We start from the raw sequence: 19,005 nt of genomic DNA on the forward strand, positions 1-19,005 counted from the left end.
GATGTGTAATTGCAAAATAACAATTCCCGATTGCTTATACCAGTTATTGAACATCTTTTTGATGATCGATAATAAACTGAATGATGTCTTCGAGCGGAATGTTGATACGTGAAATGGCGTCGGTAATATCATCCCGGTTTACCTGGGCGGCAAAGGATGGCGTTTTTAATTTCTTCAATATGCTTTTAACATCCATGCCATCATAGCGGGTTGGGCGTATAAGGGCGGCGGCATGAATAAAACCCGATAGTTCATCAAACACATAGATCATTTTATCCATAGTATTGTTAGGTTCCACCCCAAAATACCGCGGGCCATGCGAAGCGATGCAATGGATAACTTCGGGATCTATGTTCCGGCGCTCGAGTTCTTCAATGATAATACGGCAATGATCATCGGGATGTTTTTCCCAGTCGGCATCGTGCAGAAGGCCGGCCAGCTCCCATTTGCCGGCGGTGAGCTCATCGGCCTGTTCCTTTTCAAGCGCCCAGGCTTTCATAACGGCAGCCACCTGTTTCATATGCAGGCGCAGCCGTTCGTTGGGCACCCATTCAGTAAGCAATTGATGGGCTTCCTCAACAGGCATCAGGTTGCCGGCGTTGGCAATATCACCAAAGGTGTTGCGGCCGAGTGTGTGTACGGGCATGGTTATTAGGAAGATTGTTTAGTTCTTGATAGCTCGTAAGTTACGACTTGATTTTTTAAATCTTCTCTAAAGGCGTGGTATGATGAAAGGAATAGTTTTTTTCTTAATGGGTATTGGTCAGGCTCTTTAGTAAGACGTTTAATTTCATCATTAAGGTCTTCTATTAGAAATAACGTATGAACATACTGGTTCATATTTTCTAATTCCATAGTGTTTACCCTTTTAATTCATATTCTTTTGTCAATGCTTCAACGGGAATATGTAACAGTTCGCTGAATTTTCTGATCATAGTTAAGGAAAGCGCCTGTTTATAGTTTAAGACTTTGCTGATGGTGCCTTTGTCGCCGTATTCTTTAGCCAGGTCGGTGAGCTTGAGGCCAAAATCTTCCATGCGGATTTTGATAAGCTCTATAGGGTCAACCTCTGGCAAATTCCACTGATTTTGCTCGTATTGGTTGATGAGGAGGGCCAGTAGCAGTTTTTCCTTATGTTCAGTGGTACCCTTTTTCGAATTATGGATCTCTTCATAGCGGTTGGTTGCCTCCTGGTATTCTTTTTCATTTTCTATGAGAAACCATTGCTTCATAGTATTAAATTGTTTCGGGATCTATGGCGTCATATTCGTTATGTGTTCCGATAAAACGGATTTCAACTATACCATCTCCATAATCAATTTGGGCAATGATGCGGTAGGTATTGTGCACGATCTCAAAACGGGCACGATTGTTCTTTATGACCTTGGCATTCGGAAAATCGGCTAATACATCCTGTTTCTTTTTCCAGACTGCTTTTTCTACGATTGTTTTCCAGGCTGCCAGGTGTTTTCTGGCATTAGCGTGAGTTTTAGCAAAAGTAGTAAGCTTTAACAAATAGACAATACGCATTATAAATCATTGATGATTTAAAAATTTTTTGACCACCAGAGAATGTTATCTTGATTTCATAATGCGCTTCGTCTCGAAGCTTGCCTTTCAAGGCATGGATTTACAACAAATATAAGCAGAGTTGGCAAATTGCCAACTTTTATTTTAAATAGGTTATCTTTGGCACCTATAGCTATCCCCCCATTCTTCGACCCCGCTCCCATATTGCTTCGCACCTGATCCGATACTGATGCGCACCTCGTTCGCCCTTCGTTCGCAATTTGTTTTGAACCCGCGAAAGCATGTTAAAAGGGTGCTGAAATGTAGGTAATATGATGGTGATTTTATACCCGAAGAAGCCCCGAAGGAGGTGCGAAGGAGTACGGAAGGAGGTGCGAACACCTATCGCTATAATATCGCTATAAGGTCGCTGTAAACTCGCTATAATGTCGCTGAAAGTACGCTATAAGGAAGGAGAAAACACCGGGTTTTTAGATGAAGTTGTTGTATCTTCCGGTTAGGGAAATGCGAATGAGCTGTATTCATTAAAGCTATAAAACTTTTTGATTATGGCCAAAGGAAAAAAGCGCGCCAAACAGCACTTGCAGAAACGCATGGTCCTTGTTCGCAGCAAACGCTATGGCGATCATGAACGCAATCCCAGAGGCACCTTCACACCAGCTGTATTGAACGAAGACATGGTAGCGAGCAAAAACAGACTGCTGCAGGTAAATCAAACGGCCAGCCTCATCTTCAGCAGCATTCGCGATAATCATAATGACGGCTCACTGTGGACCCGGTTGCTGTCCCTTCTTCGCCGGCAGCTAAAGGAAAAAAACTTTAATGATGTACACTGTTTGCTTAACCTGGAATGCCATGCCGTACACACGTTGAGTAATATACTTCGTACTTACGTTTTTGTTAAGGTGGCTCCTATTGTTGATAACCAATTGCATATTTCTGTATGTATTGATAAAGCACCCCGATGGCGCACAAAGCACCTGAATGGTTTCCTCCTAAGTGTTCATGTTATATATCCCGATTTGGCGCTTAATCGCATAGAAAAAGAGGTACTGAAAAGTGATGTTCTCAGCATTATTGGATATCCGAAGGATGTTTCTTTTGTGATACCGGTTCCTGCCTACGCTTCGGCATATGCCGTATTTTTAAGAATTACAGGATGTATTAATGGAGAGCCAACGAATGGATTACAATCTACCGGTATGCGGTGTGTAACCTCTGGTAATATTGAACGAAAGGCGAAGAAGGAGGCTGATTGTGGAGTTGCCGAAAAAGTCCTGAAGCCAAAACAGGAGAAAAGCAAGCGGAAAATACCACAAAAAGCCAGGAAGAAAATTAAGAGAAAGGGTTCATAGGTTTATTAATTCATTCGTTGACCGGCTCATCAATCTGCCACTGCGGCACAGGCGCATAGGCTGTCCTGGTGCCTGCCGGATCCCGAAGTACGCCGGGTAAATCATTGGCGAGCGAGTGTGCCACCCTGCCTGGTTAAAGTCACGCGGGGGCAGTGCCCCCTGCTTTAGCAGTAGCGCAGGCCCTGCCCAACCGCCTTCCGAACGCCGAAGTGTGCGACGCAACCCCAGCCCAATAGCCTTCCAACCCCCGGTTTCCCCCAAATAGCTGCCCTAAAATGCCCGCTGCAGCTGCTTTTGAGGCAGTAGTAAAATTTATATGTCAAAATATTTATTGAAAATCAATTAATTATAAAGCTGCGATAAAAAATTAGTTGCCCAAATGTTTGTTGTGCCAATTTCAACAACCTATCTTTGCGACCCGTTTTTAGTTACCTGACTATTGGCGGAAACAGCAAGCGGGATGGCGTTGCTGTTTATTTGTTAACCGGCTGAAACTAAAAAACAGCTTTCGGCCAAAAGTTTTTAAAATGAGCAAACTACATTTCACTACCCAACATGCGAATGCGGCTACCGTAAAACGCAACTGGTATGTTGTAGACGGTACCAATCAAACCGTGGGACGCATGTGCGCGAAAATAGCGGCTATTCTTCGTGGTAAGAACAAGCCTTACTATACGCCACATGTTGATTGCGGAGACTACATCATCGTTATCAATGCCGAAAAAGTAAAATTCACCGGCAACAAAACCGAGGAAAAAGAATACCTGACCTTCTCAGGTTATCCTGGTGGACAAAAATCTGAAACAGCCCGCGAACTCCTGCGCCGTCGTCCTGAGCAGGTAGTTGAAAGAGCTGTAAAAGGTATGTTGCCCAAGAATCGCCTTGGCCGCAAAATGTTCAAGAAATTATTTGTGTATGCCGGCGACCAACACGAGCATGCTGCACAGAAACCTCAATCATTAACTTTCTAATTGTAAATAATACATGGAAAAGCAAAAAAATGCCGTAGGTCGTCGTAAAGAAGCTGTGACAAGAGTTTGGTTGTCACGCGGAACCGGTAAGATCACCGTTAACGATAAAGACTATAAAGAATATTTTTCACTGGTTTATTTACAAAACCAGGTGGAACTGCCTTTAAAAGCTACTCAATCGCTGGATAAATTTGACGTGAAGATCAATGCTGCCGGTGGTGGTATGAAAGGCCAGGCGGAAGCTGCAAAGCTGGGTATCGGCCGCGCTTTGCTTGAAATAAGCCAGGAATACCGTCCTGCTTTAAAAGCAGTTGGTGTGCTGAAACGCGATCCGAGATCTGTTGAACGTAAGAAATTCGGTCACAAAAAAGCTCGTCGCAGCTACCAGTTCAGCAAACGTTAATCCATACCGGCGCCTCCGCCAGCTGGCGGAGTGCGTTTTGGAAACGCTTGTGGTATTATCAAATTTATCAAACACATTTTCAACTTAGTTAAATGGAAAATAACACTTCATTGCAACAGCAGCTCCTGGATGCCGGTGTACACTTTGGTCACCTGCGTAAGAAGTGGAACCCAAAAATGTTGCCTTTCATTTTTGCTGAAAAGAAAGGTATTCACATTATCGATCTTAATAAAACTACCGAAAGCCTGACCGAAGCAGCTGCTGCTTTAAAGCAGATTGCCCGCAGCGGTAAAAAGATCATGTTCGTAGGCACCAAGAAACAAGCGAAAGAAATTGTTACTGAGTGCGCCCGCAAAGTGAACATGCCTTTCGTTACCGAGCGTTGGCTGGGTGGTATGCTTACCAACTTCAACACCGTTCGCAAAAGCGTTAAGAAAATGCAGAGCATTGACAAAATGCTGAGCGAAAGCACTGCTGATGTTCTTACTAAAAAAGAGAAATTAACCCTCGGTCGCGACCGCGATAAAATGGATAAAGTACTGGGTGGTATCAGCCAACTGGGCCGTGTACCTGCCGCTTTGTTCATCATCGACATTGGCCATGAGCATATTGCCCTGGCTGAAGCAAAAAGATTGGGTATTACCACTTTTGGTATGGTTGATACCAATTGCGATCCTAATAAAGTTGACTTTGCAATTCCTGCAAACGACGACGCTACAAAATCTATCGCAATCATCACTCAATACATAACTGCTGCTATAGCTGAAGGTCTTGCTGAAAGACAGGCTGCTAAAGACGAAGAAACTGAAGAGCAGACAGACGACGAAAAAGAAAAGAAAGCACAACGCCTGCAGGCTGAAGCTGAAGCTGAAGGCGGTCGTAGCCGCGGTGGTAACGCCGGCGGTGGCGGACGTGGTCAGGGCGGCGGTGGCCGTGGTCATGGTGGCGGCGGACGTCAGGGCGGTGGCCAAAACAGAGGCGGTGGTCGTCCTGGTGGTGGTAACCGTGGACCCGGCGGCGGTAGAAGATAGTTTTAGTTCCTTTGGTTTGGGGTTGCCCGGCTGAAGAATTACTATTGAACATCCGTTGCGACGCTCCGTTTTTCTTTTAGTTCGCTACTGAGCAGAATTAATAAAATGAAAATGCTTCACCAATACATGATTTGAAACAGAATCGGGTTATTTGTGACGCATTTTCAAATTTTCATAATATTTAAATATTCAAATTACTATGTCAGGTGTTGCTATTACTGCCGCTGATATTAACAAACTGCGCCAGATGACTGGAGCAGGAATGATGGATTGCCGTAAAGCGTTGACAGAAACCAATGGCGATTTCGAAGCCGCTATCGACTGGCTTCGTAAAAAAGGCGCCAAGGTTGCTGCGCTGCGTGGCGATCGCGAGGCAAAAGAAGGTGTGGTACTGGCTAAAACTACAGCCGATAATAAAACAGGTATTACGCTCTGCGTAAGCTGCGAAACCGACTTCGTTGGTAAAAATGCTGACTTTGTGGCTTTCGCCCAAAGTATTATCGATGCTGCTATTGCCAACAACGTAAAAAGCCTCGATGAGCTGAACGGTATTTCTATCAATGGGGCTAAAGTTGCCGACCTGGTGAACGATAAACTCGCCAGCATTGGTGAAAAGATCGGGATCACTAAATTTGAGCGTGTTGATGCCGACTACGTAGCCTCTTACATTCACGGTGCAAACCGTATTGGTGTACTGGTAGGACTGAACAAAGCTGCTGCTGAAGCGGGTAGAGACGTGGCCATGCAAATTGCTGCCATGAACCCCGTTGCTGTTGACGCTAACTCGGTACCTGCTGCTACCATTGAGCGTGAGCGTGCCATCGTTACCGAGCAAATCAAGACCGATCCTAAAATGGCCGGTAAGCCCGATGAAATGATCAACAAGATCGCAGAGGGTAAACTGAATGCATTCTTTAAAGAAAGCACCCTGGTAAACCAGGCTTTCGTAAAAGATAATTCAAAAACCGTTGCCGATTACCTGAAAAGCGTTGATGGTGGCTTAGCTGTTACCGAATTCAAACGCGTGGCTTTAGGATAAGATCAATAACCGAATCAATATATATAAAGGGGAAACTGCTGTTGGGTGGTTTCCCCTTTTGTTTTCAGGCTGGCCCATTTTATGGATGTGGGCAACACATTTTACAAAAGCTGGAAAACTTTAATAAAAAATCCTTTCTTTGCACAGCGTTGAAAGGGTTGGTGGTTTGGGTACGCTTTCACCATTGACCTTCCGGTAATTATCGGAACACGATTCAAGAACATTAAAAACGGTCAATTATACATGCTACCTAAGTACAAACGCATTTTAGTAAAACTCTCCGGCGAATCGTTGATGGGCGATAAAAGTTTTGGAATGGACCCTGCTATACTGGCGCAGTATGCACACGACATCAAGGAAGTAGCAGATCTGGGTGTTCAGGTGGCTATTGTAATTGGCGGTGGTAATATTTACCGCGGTATGAATGAGGCAGAAACTGGTATCGAACGCGCACATGGCGATTATATGGGTATGCTGGCCACTGTAATAAATGGAATGGCTATGCAGGCGATGCTCGAAAAAATAGGCGTTTTTACACGGTTACAAAGCGCTATAAAAATGGAACAGATCGCCGAACCATACATCCGTCGCCGGGCTATTCGCCATGTTGAAAAAGGCCGGGTAGTGATCTTTGGCGCCGGTACCGGTAACCCGTATTTCACAACCGATACAGCCGGCTCATTGCGCGCCATAGAAATACAGGCCGATGTGATCCTGAAAGGCACCCGGGTTGATGGTATTTACACAGCCGACCCCGAAAAAGATCCTAACGCAAAAAAATATGAGACCATCACCTTCCAGGAATGTATCTCTAAAAACCTGCGGGTAATGGATATGACCGCGTTCACCCTGTGTATGGAGAATAAACTGCCGATCATCGTATTTGATATGAACAAGCCGGGCAACCTGCGCCGCGTAGCTTGCGGTGAAAAGGTTGGCACCCTGGTAAAGGCGTAATAATTAGCTGATTAACAGTCGGTTAAATTTATTGGGCCGCCTTTTTGCATTTATCGAATTAACGTATTAAATTTCCATAAGAAAAACCACCAGTATGGTGGTTTTTTCATTACCTCCTTTTCAAGATCCCATGAAAAATTAGTGATTGAAAGATTACCATCTGTGATGCGGGTGTATATTCTAATTCCGAAGCCGTTATGAACCATTTTTTACTGGTAATTCTGGGATACCAGATGTATGTTGGGGTTTTTGAGATCATTTTCTTCCTGCTGGGCGGTTTGGTCCTGGGCTTCTTTATTCACTTCTTTTTGGTCAGTCGTAAGACCCTGTCATTAAAATTACCTGAACGGGAACCTCCCATCATTGCCGATACAGCATTTCAAGATAATGAAGAATGGCGCCTGAAGTATTACGAAGAAATGGAGCTGCAGGAAAAAGTGCAGATGCAGTTGCGCCGCGAGCTCGATGAAGTACGGGATAATGAAGAATTGCTCACCATTGAAGTGGAAGAGCTGCATAAGGAGCTAAAACGCCGGGCCGAAACGCCGGCGCCCATTGCCAAAGTTGCTGCTTCACAGGAAGAACAATCTGAAGAATACCTGGTGCGTTTGCAAAAAACCCAGGAAGGACTGGCCGCACAAAACCAGCAGATCGTTCTGTTGCTCGACCAGATAGAACTGCTGAAACAAACAGAGTTCAAACATATTGATACGCTTAAAGCCAATGAAGAACTCAATGCCCGCCTGAATGAAATGCTTACTGTGCTCACCACCAAAGACGCCCGTATTATTGAGCTGGAGCAAAGCCGGCTTTTGTCTGACGAAATGGAAGAGCGCCTGCAAAAAGCCTATGAAGAGTTCAATGCCCTGCGCGAAAAATTATTGAAAGTAGAGAATCTTTCGAACCCACCCAGCCGCCAGTTCGAATTCGAGGAATTGCAACAAAACCATTTCAAGCTCATCAGGGAGTTCGACGAATACAAGCAAAAGCACCTCGACCTGCTCGAAGAGAACCAACGGCTGTCGCGCCTGCTGGCCGATACGGAAGAAAAGCTGCGCGAATCAAACTTTCAGCGGAACCAGTTGCTAAAAAAGATCAGTTTCCTGGAAGAGCTCAACCGCGATCTGCAACAGATCTCAGAGCACAATAAAAAGCTCGAAAACCAGCTGCGCCGCATGAGCGAAATAGAAGTGATGCTGGCCAGGGTACAGGGTAAAGAAAGCGGTAAAGATGAAAACGCCCCACCTGAATAGTTAGTTATTTAGTTTGTAAGTTCAGTTATAACCACCTCTACTGGCCCATTATGCCAATCAGTTGCTTAAATTCCGGTTTTAAATAAGTATCCAACTCTTTAAAAGGAATATATAAGAACACTTCACCGAGGGCATATGCGCCCAATTCGTTTGGAAGATAGCTAAAGCCAATGCCTTTCGACGTTAGTAAAAAATTATCGCTGATGGGGATGGTTTCAGTAAAAATATGCTCAGAAATCTTTTCCTCATTTTTCAGGTGATAAACGTGCCATTTTGTGCAAAGGCTGCAGTTAGGCAGGCAAAAATGCACACCAGTGTAAATATTTGTCTCATACGGTAAAACTAAAATAACAGGCAATTGGTTATGATCAAAATCAGTGCGGATAATTTGCAGTGATATTACCTTTGTAGCTCAAAAAATACAGGCTATGCCATCAACTATTGCTGATATACGTAAAGACTATATGCTGCGGTCCCTGCTCGAAAAAGATGTAGCTACCCACCCCATTCGCCAGTTCGATACCTGGTGGCAGGAAGCATTGCACAGTGAAATTGATGAAGTGAATGCCATGACTTTGGCCACTGCATCGGCCGATGGGGTACCGGCGGCGCGGATCGTTCTATTGAAAGGCTATGATGAACGCGGGTTTGTCTTTTTTACCAATTATGAAAGCTTTAAGGGCATGCAGCTGGCCGAAAACCCGCGGGCGTGCCTGGTATTTTTCTGGAAGGAAGTGGAACGGCAGGTGCGTATTACCGGGTTGGTTGACAAGGTTAGTGCCGAAGAAAGCGATGCCTATTTTAACAGCCGGCCCGAGGGAAGTCGCATTGGCGCCTGGGTATCGCCGCAAAGCCGGGTAATTACCAGCAGGGAATGGCTCGAAGAACGGGAGAAAAAATATATCAGGGATTTTTCGGCCCAACCATTAAAAAGACCTGGCCATTGGGGCGGTTACCGGGTAAAACCGATCAGTATGGAGTTTTGGCAGGGCCGTTCGAACCGCCTGCACGACCGGATACAGTATTCTTTACAGGGCGACAATACATGGACAATTGAACGTTTGGCGCCGTAAAAGGGCTGAATGGGGAAACAGAACGTATAATGTAAGAGACGAAATCAATTATATAAAGAGGTTCGAGGTAAGAAGTAAGAATCCGATTACCGGGTTTCTTACTTCTTACCTCTTACTTCCTACTTCTTTTTAGCGGCAGCAGCCTTTTTTACCCGTGCAGGGCGGCTTTTTCCGTATGATCCTTTAAAGGTTTTGCCTTTTTTCGTTTTTTTATCTCCTCTACCCATGTTATTAGTTTATTAAAAGTGAAATATTAAAGTGATGCAAAAATAAAAAAAGCTCCGATACTTCGCATGCAGTAACGGAGCTTTCGTGCGTAAGGCAGAAATTATAATTTAGCCTGCAATTCTTTACCAGCTTTGAAACGGGCAACTTTTTTAGCTTTAATCTTAATCACAGCACCGGTTTGCGGATTACGACCATTGCGAGCTGCTCTTTTTGATACTGAGAAAGTTCCAAAACCTACCAGGGTAACTTTACCACCACCTTTTAATGTTTTGGTAACTGCTTCGATGAAAGAATCAAGAGCAGCATTAGCCTGTGTCTTAGTGATGCCTGAATCATCGGCAAGTTTTGCAATTAATTCAGCTTTGTTCATAGTGTGATTTTTTAAGAATTTATGCAGCGACAAATTTAGCCGCTTTTTGCTTGAAACAAAATTTTTTGGTCGAAAAATTAACATTTGATAAAGTGCTGAAATCCGCTTGGGGCAAGGTTTTTAGCAAATTGCAATAGTTTCTAATGTGTTTTGTGAATTGATGTTACACGCTGAAACCCTGTACTGCCCTGTGTTTCATGCATTGCGGGCTGAAATGCTGGCCTGTAAAGGGTTTCGTGGAGTATACAATAATTTAACGCTGCCCCCATCAAATATTCTTATCCACAATCAGTTCACAACCTCCATTACCGTTCGAAATGCAATGAAACTATTACCCCATTTATCAAAGGCTTTCTGCCTTAATACCGGTGCAAACTCATCAATGTATCTATAGTAATTTTCCATAGTGGGCGCGAAATATTGTATTACGAACGTCAATCCATCCGTATCATCCTGCTCCAGCAAACGGAACATTTTCCATTGGGAAAACTGCCCCGATGCCATGATATCGGGTATATGTTCCTGCTGTTGCCATTGTAGCCATGCTTCTTCAATAGCCGGATCGATCTTTATAGTAATGTTATATACGATCATGGAGACTGGGTAAAACAAAAAACACGAAAGAATATTGTGGCAAACAAAGAATAAGATGTAAAAATCACAATTCTTAACACTTAATTCAACTCCAGGTAAACCGGGCAATGATCACTATGCTTTACATCATGATAAATGTCGGCATTCTTTAACTGGGCGCGCAGGGGTTCGGTAGCCGTTATATAATCGAGCCGCCAGCCTTTATTTTGCAACCGCACAGTAGGGAAACGCTGGCTCCACCAGCTGTACCGGTGTGGTTCGGGATGAAAAACACGGAATGTGTCAATCCAGCCGCTGCCCATGAATTTATCCATCCAGGCCCGTTCATTGGGTAAAAAGCCCGAAGTGTTCTTATTGCCTTTGGGATCGTGAATATCCAACTCAGTATGTGCGATATTGTAATCGCCGCACAATATCAGTTTGGGATATTTCGCCCTCAGTGTTTGCAGATAATTATAAAAATCATCGAGCCACTGGTATTTGAAATCCTGCCGTACATCGCCTGTTGTACCTGAGGGAAAATACGCATTGATAAGCCTGATGTCGCCGAAATCGAGCTGTATCACTCTTCCTTCATCATCACTTACGGAATGTTGATTGCCATATTCAATGTTATCGGGTTTTATTTTGGTAAAAACGGCTACGCCGCTGTACCCTTTTTTGCTTGCCGAGAACCAGTAATCTTCATAACCGCATTCGGTTACCAGCTGGCGGTTCACATTATCTTTTGTGGCTTTTGTTTCCTGCAAACAAATGATATCTGCCGGGTCGGTTTTTAACCAATCGCAAAACCCCTTGGTCATGGCTGCTCTTATGCCATTCACATTATAGCTAATAATGCGCATGATTTTTTGTTTAATTTGGCTGGCAATTTACACTATTGATATTATGGAAGCAGCTTCAGCCAAGAAAAAGATTGAGCCCATTATTCCCCCTAAAGAACAGATTTATCTGGAGGGTCCCAAAAGCCGTACGTATGAACTGGCCTTTGCCTGGCGGGTTTTTAAACAATTCATTCAGGGTTTCCGCATGCTTCACTTTGTGGGCCCCTGTATCACTGTGTTTGGTTCGGCCCGGTTTAAAGAAGACCATCCTTATTATGAGAGTGCCCGGGAATTCGGTAGACGCATTGCCGATTCCGGTTTTACCACTATGACCGGCGGTGGGCCCGGTATTATGGAAGCGGCTAACCGCGGGGCTTTTGAAAATGGCGGCATTTCGGTTGGCTGCAACATCAGGCTGCCTTTTGAACAAAAGGCCAACAAGTACGTGAACAAGAGCATCACCTTTGAACATTTTTTTGTTCGTAAAGTATTGCTGGTTAAATATTCTTATGCGTTCATCATTATGCCCGGTGGTTTTGGAACTATGGATGAATTTTTTGAAACACTGACCCTTATACAAACAAAAACCATTTCCCAGTTCCCCATTGTGTTATTTGGTAAGGAATACTACAGTGATCTGTGGAACTATGCCGAATTTATGGCGCAGCAGGGAACCATTAACCGGGAAGATATGAAGCTTGTACTGCTTACCGATAGCATCGATGAAGCCATGGAACATATTAGAACCTATATTAGTCAAAACTACAAAGTAAGGCCACGCAAACGCTTCTGGTGGTTCTTTGAAAGAAGTTGAATGAGGCTAAGGGTTAAAAAATCAAAAGGGTCAAATAAGCGATTTACGCTATTTGACCCTTTTGATTATGTATGATTAACTGACTTAAATTTTCTTACCAGTAGGGAACGTGACACCCAGGCTTAAAATAAGTTCGTAGGTGCCAAAAGCCTGGCGGGCGCGGCCTTTATATACCTGAAGGTGCGAATACCGGGCATAATCTATTTTGTGTGCAAACTCAACGTATGCATACCTGAAAAAAGTTGCCCTGATGGCGTTTTCTACACCTACATTCCAGCCGCCGTATTGAAATTTTGGATCATTTTTTTGTCCGAACAGGCTGTTCTCAACGTGTGGAATAACAGGGCCAATGCCGGCTTTGCCCATTACATCGATCTTAATGTTCTCGTTGTGATCTTCATATAAGTGCCAGCGTTTTACAATGTTGAACAGTAAGAAGTTGGCGCCGTTGTTCAGGTAATAATAAAATCCGTTGGCCTGGTTAAAAGCAATTGATGTATCAACCGATTTTGGACTGCCATTTAGTTTGCCGGTAACGCGAACATCTTGATCGGCAAAAATAAACTTGGTGTGGTCGAAGTTGATCTCAAATGCCAGGCCCTTTTTCTTATTGAAGTAATAACCGAGGCGGTAGTTGTATTGAGGTATGGTGAGCGCTTTGCTAAGCAAGCCTTCATCCCAACCTTTGTGATCGTGCCCACGCACGTGATTAAATGTATAATAATTGCCCAGCTCAGGCTGATTTACAGTGATGTTACTGTGTGTATACCATTCCGTATTATACCCCCAGGAGAAATAAAATTCGCCTTTGCGGTTGGAATGTTTTGATTGGGCTGCTACAAAAAAAGGCACAAGATTAACCAAAAATGCTATTGCCATAATAGCATTTCTACGGGAATTACTCATGTTGCTACGGGTTAAGATCGCATTTTCAAGGGAACGTTGCCCAAACGAAATTGCTTGTTTTAATATTGTGAATCAGACCTTACAAAGTATTACACATCATACTCAAGTACCGGGCGCAACCATCTTTCCACTTCTTCAAGCGGCATATTTTTACGGTTGGCATAATCAACCACCTGGTCTTTCTGAATTTTACCTAATCCAAAATACTGGCTTTGCGGATGGGCAAAATACCAACCGCAAATGGAGGAGGCAGGATACATGGCCAGCGACTCAGTGAGTGTAATGCCGGTTGCCTGCTCACCGCCCAGCAGATTGAATAGTTTATACTTCTCAGTATGATCAGGACAGGCCGGGTAACCTGGCGCTGGTCTGATACCTGAATATGATTCCTTAATTAATTCTTCATTCGTTAACTGCTCATCTTTGGTATATCCCCAGAATTCTTTCCGCACACGTTCATGCAACAGTTCAGCAAATGCTTCGGCAAGCCTGTCTGCTAACACCTGTAACATGATTTTGTTGTAATCGTCGTGATTTTCGATGAACTTTTTTAAATGAGGCTCTATTCCCTGTATAGTAACAGCGAAAGCGCCTATGTAATCGGTGGCTTCGCCACTTTTTCCATCGGCTGCATTGGCCACCGGTTTTACAAAATCGGCCAAAGAGAAGTTGGGCTGTCCTTCGGCTTTTTTCAATTGCTGGCGTAAAGATTCAAGCCTGGTATTCACTTTCCCGCTTTCATCGTATAAAAATATGGAATCTTTACCATCGCCATTGGCAGGCCAGAAACCTATGACCCCGCGGGCTGTTAACCATTTTTCATCAATGATCTTTTTAAGCAGGTCATTGGCGTCGTTAAACAGTTTGGTAGCTTCTGTTCCTACTTTTTCATCTTTCAAAATAGCAGGGAATTTACCATGCAGTTCCCAGGCTATAAAGAACGGACCCCAGTCGATATAGTTGGTAAGCTCACTGAGGTTATAATTATCGAATATTTTAGTACCGGTGAATTGTGGAACCGGCGGTGTATAGCTGTTCCAGTCAATGGCTACTTTGTTTTGCTGGGCCTTTTCAAAGGGAAGAAATTGCTTGGCGGTCTTCTTGCTGCCAAAATCATCGCGCAGCTTTTGGTATTCTTTGCCAATATTGACCAGGAAATCAGGTTTCTGTTCCTTACTTAGTAAGGAGCCGGCCACAGTAACACTGCGCGAAGCATCCAGCACATGCACCACTCCGTTGTCGTATTGTGGGGCAATTTTTACTGCGGTGTGCATGCGTGAGGTGGTAGCGCCGCCAATAAGCAATGGCTGGTTCATGTTACGGCGTTTCATTTCATGGGCAACATGCACCATTTCATCGAGCGAAGGCGTAATAAGGCCGCTTAAGCCAATGATGTCTACCTTTTCTTTTTGTGCTGTTTCGAGGATCTTGTCTGCCGGCACCATTACACCCAGGTCAATAATATCGTAGCCATTACAGCCTAATACAACGCCTACAATGTTTTTTCCGATGTCGTGCACATCGCCTTTCACGGTAGCCAGCAGTATCCTGGCGGCGCCTGAAGAAACGGCGGCACCTTCATTGCCAGATGCATTACGCAACTTTTCTTTTTCAGCTTCAATATAGGGGGTAAGAATGGCCACTGATTTTTTCATAACCCGCGCACTTTTCACTACCTGCGGCAGGAACATTTTACCACTGCCAAACAGATCGCCCACCACGTTCATTCCGTTCATTAAAGGCCCTTCAATAACATCAAGGGGTTTGGGGTACTTTTGACGGGCTTCTTCTGTATCCTGGTCTATATAGTCTGTAATACCGTTTATCAGCGCATGTTTCAACCGCTCTTCAACAGAGTTACTGCGCCAGGCTTCATTCTTAACTTCAGATTTGTCTTTTGCTTTTACCGTTTCGGCAAAGACGATCAGGCGGTCGGTGGCGTCTTCGCGGCGGTTCTGAATAACATCTTCGCATAGCTCGCGCAATTGCGGTTCTATTTCATCATACACGATCAGCTGACCGGCATTTACGATACCCATATCCATACCGGCTTTAATGGCATGGTACAGAAAAACGGCATGCATGGCCTCACGTACAGGCTCATTACCGCGGAAAGAGAAAGAAATATTACTAACTCCGCCGCTTATTTTGGCGAGGGGCATTCTTTGTTTTATGATGCGGGTAGCTTCAATAAAATCAATCGCATAGTTGTTGTGCTCTTCAATACCGGTGGCTACGGCAAATATGTTGGGGTCGAAGATGATGTCCTGCGGATCATAGCCTACCTGCTCTGTCAAAATCTTATAGGCGGCTGTACAAATATCTACCCGGCGTTGCAGGGTATCGGCCTGGCCTTTTTCATCAAATGCCATTACAACAACAGAGGCGCCGTACAGCTTACAGATATTTGCTTCGCGAATGAACTTTTCAACCCCTTCTTTCATGGAAATGGAGTTCACAATACACTTTCCCTGCACACATTTTAAGCCCGCTTCAATGATCTCGAATTTTGAGCTGTCGATCATGATGGGGATCTTGGCAATATCCGGTTCGCTTTGCAGCAGGTTCAGGAAGGTGGTCATGGCCTTTACCCCATCGAGCAGGGCATCATCCATATTTACATCAAGTACCTGGGCGCCGCTTTCTACCTGCTGGCGGGCTACGCTCAATGCTTCTTCATACTTGTTCTCCCTGATAAGGCGGGCAAATTTCTTTGAACCGGTTACGTTGGTGCGTTCCCCCACATTCACAAAGTTGGTTTCGGGGCGAATGACCAGGGGTTCTAAACCCGAGAGTCGCAAATATGGTTTTATCGTTGTGTTAGCTGACATGCCTTGTTTACTTTTTGGGAATCTTAAACCCAATTGGTTCCCGGGCAGGCGGTGGTTCCTGCACCAGTAATTCCTTTAATATTTTAAAAATGGTCTGTATCTCTTCGTCTTTTTTAACCAGGTTCTTTTCAATGGACTCAATCTTCTTCCTTAAGTCTTCATTGTCAAGGTTATTCAATAAGAACTGCCGTAACCTGGTATATACTCTAATGATCTGAATATTAACCTGAATGGCTATTTCCGAATTCAGTACGCTCGATAACATGGCTACGCCCTGTTCGGTGAAGGCATAAGGCAATTTTCTGATACCGCCCCATTCTTTTGTGCCATCCGCTGAACTTGAAGTCACAAATTGTGACTTCAAGTTTTTGAACTCTTCCGCTGTAAGCTGAAACATAAAGTCCGGCGGAAACCGGGTAATATTTCGTTTTATAGCCTGATTCAAATGTTTGGTTGGCACACCGTACATCTTTGCCAGGTCACTGTCTAACATCACCTTTTGTCCGCGAATGATACGAATACAGTCGATAATGTCTTGATCTGCAATGGCGTTGATCAGTTTTTCACTCATAAGTAGTTTGTTTAATGGTTTACATTAAAGAGTTACTACTACCAGAGCTGATCCTGTTTGATATCGCAATTTGCGATATCAAACATTCCTGTTGCCATCTTGAGGTCACAATTTGTGACCTCAAAATTTGGATCTATTTCAAACTTGATATCACAATTTGTGATATCAAGTTTCCTGTTATTAATGTTTGAAGTCGCAATTTGCGACTTCAGGTTTATAGCCTATAACGTCGCTTCCAAAACCGGTAAGGGTCTTGGTTTGAACTGACGAACGTGGTCGGCAATATGTTTTATATGATCGGGCGTGGTTCCGCAGCACCCGCCTACAATATTTACAAATCCTTCGCGGGCCCATTCTTCAAGGAAATGGGCGGTTTGTTCGGGTTGTTCATCGTATTCACCCATGGCATTGGGTAAGCCCGCATTGGGGTATGCCGAGGTAAAGCAGGAGGCGATCTGGCTTAATTCTTCAATATGTGGCCGCATTTCCGAAGCGCCTAACGCACAGTTGAGGCCAATGGAAAGCGGTTTGGCATGCATAACAGAAGTATAAAAGGCTTCCAGTGTTTGTCCGCTCAGGGTGCGGCCCGATGCATCGGTAATGGTACCGCTGATCATGATGGGCAATGCTTCCCTGCCAATATCGTTGAAATATTTTTTGATAGCGTAAATGGCGGCCTTGGCGTTGAGGGTATCGAAAATGGTTTCGATCAGCAACAGGTCAACCCCGCCATCGACCAGGCCTTTTACCTGTTCGTAATAGGCGCTCATGGCTTCATCGAATGTAAGGGCCCTGAAACCAGGGTTGTTTACATCGGGCGATAAAGAGAGTGTTTTATTGAGCGGACCAATAGCCCCGGCTACAAAAGCCCGTTCCCGCCCATTTTTATTGGTGGCCGGGTCGGCAAAGAATTCCTGAACCGCTTCTTTGGCAATTTTAGCTGCTTCGAAGTTCAGCTCATAAGCCAGGGGTTCCATATGGTAATCGGCCAATGAAATGCGCTGTGCATTGAACGTATTGGTTTCAATGATGTCGGCGCCGGCTTCAAGGTATAATTTATGGATGCCTTTGATGATGTTTGGCTGTGTAAGGCATAAAAGGTCGTTATTGCCTTTAAGGTCGCTGGCCCAGTCCTTAAAACGTTCGCCGCGGTAATCGGCTTCTTCAAGCTTGTGCCGTTGGATCATGGTTCCCATAGCACCATCAATGATCAGGATGCGTTCCTGCAGGCATTGTTGTATTGATTTCATGCTGCCCTCCTTTTGTTTAGCATAGCGGTTTATGTTGATGAGCATTAACAGGACTGGCGCAATACAGAACTGGTAAACGTTGGGAAACTGTGTAGAGAGAGTTTCTTGTCGTTTATTAGTTCAGTTGCAAGCCTTTGGCCCGAATTGGTTATCAGGACGCCTGGTTCCGGTTCCTGCTCAGGACGCACAGGCCGAACAATAAACAAATCCGCCTATGCGGGTGCAAATTTACAGCTTGTTATGATTAATAGCAAACCCGATATTGAATGGAGCCTGCAATGGGGGCAGGTTTTGAAATGCACTTTTTAATGTTGCACATACCTTTCAACCGGCAGGCGATTGGTAATGCTACGGGCAAGGGTCATTTCATCGGCATACTCCAGTTCGCCGCCAAAGGCAATGCCCCGGGCTATGGTCGTGATCTTTACCGGTGCCGACTGCAACTTTTTCTGAATATAATAAATGGTGGTATCGCCCTGGATATTAGGGTTCAGGGCAAAGAGAAGCTCTTCGGTTTTTTCCTGTTGAATGCGTTGTATCAAAGGTTCTATGGTAAGCTGCTCGGGGCCAACACCGTCGAGCGGGGAAATAATGCCGCCCAGCACATGGTATACGCCGCTGAATTGCTGGGTGCTTTCAATGGCAATAACATCACGGATATTTTCAACCACGCAAATAAGCTCCTGTTTGCGCAGCGGATTGGCGCAAATAGAACAGGTAGCAGCGTCAGCAACATTGAAACAACGCTCGCAGAATTTTATTTCCCGGCGCATTTTGAGAATGGTTTCGCCGAACGTTTCTACATTACCGGGGTCCTGCTTTAACAAATGCAGCACCAGCCGTAATGCTGTTTTTTTACCAATACCGGGCAGTTTGGCAAATTCACTCACCGCATTTTCCAACAAAGAAGAAGAAAATTCCATACTGTAAAGATACCAAACTGTTTGTGGTTTTGTGTTCGCCCGTGACGAAGGTTAGGCACGGGCGGAGTTAGTTTATACTTTT

At 44.5% G+C, this 19,005-nt stretch carries 22 protein-coding genes; 9 read left to right on the forward strand and 13 right to left on the reverse strand.

From position 1 onward, the window contains the following. Positions 1-43 precede the first annotated feature (43 nt). The 3 genes from A3860_RS06000 to A3860_RS06015 form a co-directional block, all read right to left on the reverse strand. Positions 44-646, reverse strand: coding sequence for an HD domain-containing protein (locus A3860_RS06000; protein ID WP_081145647.1), 603 nt, complete (start codon positions 644-646; stop codon positions 44-46). A 214-nt stretch (positions 647-860) separates the two neighbouring features. Further along, positions 861-1,232 carry a helix-turn-helix domain-containing protein gene (locus tag A3860_RS06010; protein ID WP_143773970.1) on the reverse strand — a complete coding sequence of 124 codons (372 nt, stop codon included), beginning with the start codon at positions 1,230-1,232 and terminating at the stop codon, positions 861-863. A gap of 4 nt (positions 1,233-1,236) precedes the next feature. Beyond that, the gene (locus A3860_RS06015; RefSeq protein ID WP_081145650.1) at positions 1,237-1,530 is read right to left on the reverse strand and encodes a type II toxin-antitoxin system HigB family toxin; all 294 of its coding nucleotides are present in this window, start codon (positions 1,528-1,530) and stop codon (positions 1,237-1,239) included. Positions 1,531-2,078: 548 nt separating this feature from the next. Between A3860_RS06015 and A3860_RS06020 the strand changes: the two genes are divergently transcribed. From A3860_RS06020 to A3860_RS06055, 7 genes are all read left to right on the forward strand, one after another. Then, positions 2,079-2,885 carry a hypothetical protein gene (locus tag A3860_RS06020; RefSeq protein ID WP_081145651.1) on the forward strand — a complete coding sequence of 269 codons (807 nt, stop codon included), beginning with the start codon at positions 2,079-2,081 and terminating at the stop codon, positions 2,883-2,885. A gap of 527 nt (positions 2,886-3,412) precedes the next feature. Further along, on the forward strand, positions 3,413-3,856 hold the full coding sequence (gene rplM, locus A3860_RS06030; RefSeq protein WP_081145653.1) for a 50S ribosomal protein L13: 444 nt from the start codon (positions 3,413-3,415) through the stop codon (positions 3,854-3,856). Positions 3,857-3,869: 13 nt separating this feature from the next. Beyond that, positions 3,870-4,259, forward strand: coding sequence for a 30S ribosomal protein S9 (gene rpsI / locus A3860_RS06035; protein WP_081145654.1), 390 nt, complete (start codon positions 3,870-3,872; stop codon positions 4,257-4,259). Between the two features lie 92 nt (positions 4,260-4,351). Beyond that, on the forward strand, positions 4,352-5,290 hold the full coding sequence (rpsB, locus tag A3860_RS06040) for a 30S ribosomal protein S2 (RefSeq protein WP_081145655.1): 939 nt from the start codon (positions 4,352-4,354) through the stop codon (positions 5,288-5,290). Positions 5,291-5,489: 199 nt separating this feature from the next. Further along, positions 5,490-6,329: a translation elongation factor Ts gene (gene tsf, locus A3860_RS06045; RefSeq protein WP_081145656.1), complete on the forward strand. Its 840-nt coding sequence runs from the start codon at positions 5,490-5,492 to the stop codon at positions 6,327-6,329. 243 nt (positions 6,330-6,572) lie between these two features. Next, entirely contained in the window at positions 6,573-7,286 is a 714-nt protein-coding gene (gene pyrH / locus A3860_RS06050; RefSeq protein WP_081145657.1) for a UMP kinase, read from the forward strand. A 197-nt stretch (positions 7,287-7,483) separates the two neighbouring features. Continuing rightward, entirely contained in the window at positions 7,484-8,539 is a 1,056-nt protein-coding gene (locus A3860_RS06055) for a coiled-coil domain-containing protein (protein WP_081145658.1), read from the forward strand. Between the two features lie 37 nt (positions 8,540-8,576). Here the strand turns inward: A3860_RS06055 and A3860_RS42235 are convergent, their stop codons facing one another. Then, positions 8,577-8,849, reverse strand: coding sequence for an RsiV family protein (locus A3860_RS42235; protein WP_394334788.1), 273 nt, complete (start codon positions 8,847-8,849; stop codon positions 8,577-8,579). A 118-nt stretch (positions 8,850-8,967) separates the two neighbouring features. Between A3860_RS42235 and pdxH the strand changes: the two genes are divergently transcribed. Continuing rightward, positions 8,968-9,612, forward strand: coding sequence for a pyridoxamine 5'-phosphate oxidase (pdxH, locus tag A3860_RS06065; RefSeq protein ID WP_081145660.1), 645 nt, complete (start codon positions 8,968-8,970; stop codon positions 9,610-9,612). A 119-nt stretch (positions 9,613-9,731) separates the two neighbouring features. Here pdxH and A3860_RS06070 read toward each other — a convergent pair whose 3' ends face one another. The 4 genes from A3860_RS06070 to A3860_RS06085 form a co-directional block, all read right to left on the reverse strand. Then, positions 9,732-9,839 (reverse strand): 30S ribosomal protein THX, encoded by a 108-nt coding sequence (locus A3860_RS06070; protein ID WP_081145661.1) that lies wholly within the window; start codon positions 9,837-9,839, stop codon positions 9,732-9,734. 101 nt (positions 9,840-9,940) lie between these two features. Then, positions 9,941-10,294, reverse strand: a complete 354-nt coding sequence (locus A3860_RS06075) for an HU family DNA-binding protein (protein WP_158085151.1) — start codon at positions 10,292-10,294, stop codon at positions 9,941-9,943. A gap of 204 nt (positions 10,295-10,498) precedes the next feature. Next, on the reverse strand, positions 10,499-10,804 hold the full coding sequence (locus A3860_RS06080; RefSeq protein WP_081145662.1) for a DUF4286 family protein: 306 nt from the start codon (positions 10,802-10,804) through the stop codon (positions 10,499-10,501). An 80-nt stretch (positions 10,805-10,884) separates the two neighbouring features. After that, complete coding sequence (locus A3860_RS06085) at positions 10,885-11,649, reverse strand: exodeoxyribonuclease III (RefSeq protein WP_081145663.1); 765 nt, start codon at positions 11,647-11,649, stop codon at positions 10,885-10,887. Between the two features lie 43 nt (positions 11,650-11,692). Here A3860_RS06085 and A3860_RS06090 point away from each other — a divergent pair, with 43 nt between their 5' ends. Then, positions 11,693-12,442 (forward strand): LOG family protein, encoded by a 750-nt coding sequence (locus A3860_RS06090; protein ID WP_081145921.1) that lies wholly within the window; start codon positions 11,693-11,695, stop codon positions 12,440-12,442. 84 nt (positions 12,443-12,526) lie between these two features. Here the strand turns inward: A3860_RS06090 and A3860_RS06095 are convergent, their stop codons facing one another. From A3860_RS06095 to recR, 5 genes are all read right to left on the reverse strand, one after another. Beyond that, positions 12,527-13,348 (reverse strand): hypothetical protein, encoded by an 822-nt coding sequence (locus A3860_RS06095; RefSeq protein ID WP_081145664.1) that lies wholly within the window; start codon positions 13,346-13,348, stop codon positions 12,527-12,529. An 89-nt stretch (positions 13,349-13,437) separates the two neighbouring features. Beyond that, entirely contained in the window at positions 13,438-16,179 is a 2,742-nt protein-coding gene (metH, locus tag A3860_RS06100) for a methionine synthase (protein ID WP_081145665.1), read from the reverse strand. A 7-nt stretch (positions 16,180-16,186) separates the two neighbouring features. Continuing rightward, positions 16,187-16,750 carry an ORF6N domain-containing protein gene (locus A3860_RS06105; RefSeq protein WP_081145666.1) on the reverse strand — a complete coding sequence of 188 codons (564 nt, stop codon included), beginning with the start codon at positions 16,748-16,750 and terminating at the stop codon, positions 16,187-16,189. Between the two features lie 221 nt (positions 16,751-16,971). Beyond that, positions 16,972-18,000, reverse strand: coding sequence for a homocysteine S-methyltransferase family protein (locus A3860_RS06110; RefSeq protein WP_081145922.1), 1,029 nt, complete (start codon positions 17,998-18,000; stop codon positions 16,972-16,974). A 305-nt stretch (positions 18,001-18,305) separates the two neighbouring features. Continuing rightward, a complete protein-coding gene (recR, locus tag A3860_RS06120) occupies positions 18,306-18,923 on the reverse strand; it encodes a recombination mediator RecR (RefSeq protein WP_081145668.1) in 618 nt (205 codons plus the stop codon). Between the last annotated feature and the right edge of the window lie 82 nt (positions 18,924-19,005).

This window comes from Niastella vici (assembly GCF_002077945.1).
Classification (GTDB): Bacteria; Bacteroidota; Bacteroidia; order Chitinophagales; family Chitinophagaceae; genus Niastella; species Niastella vici.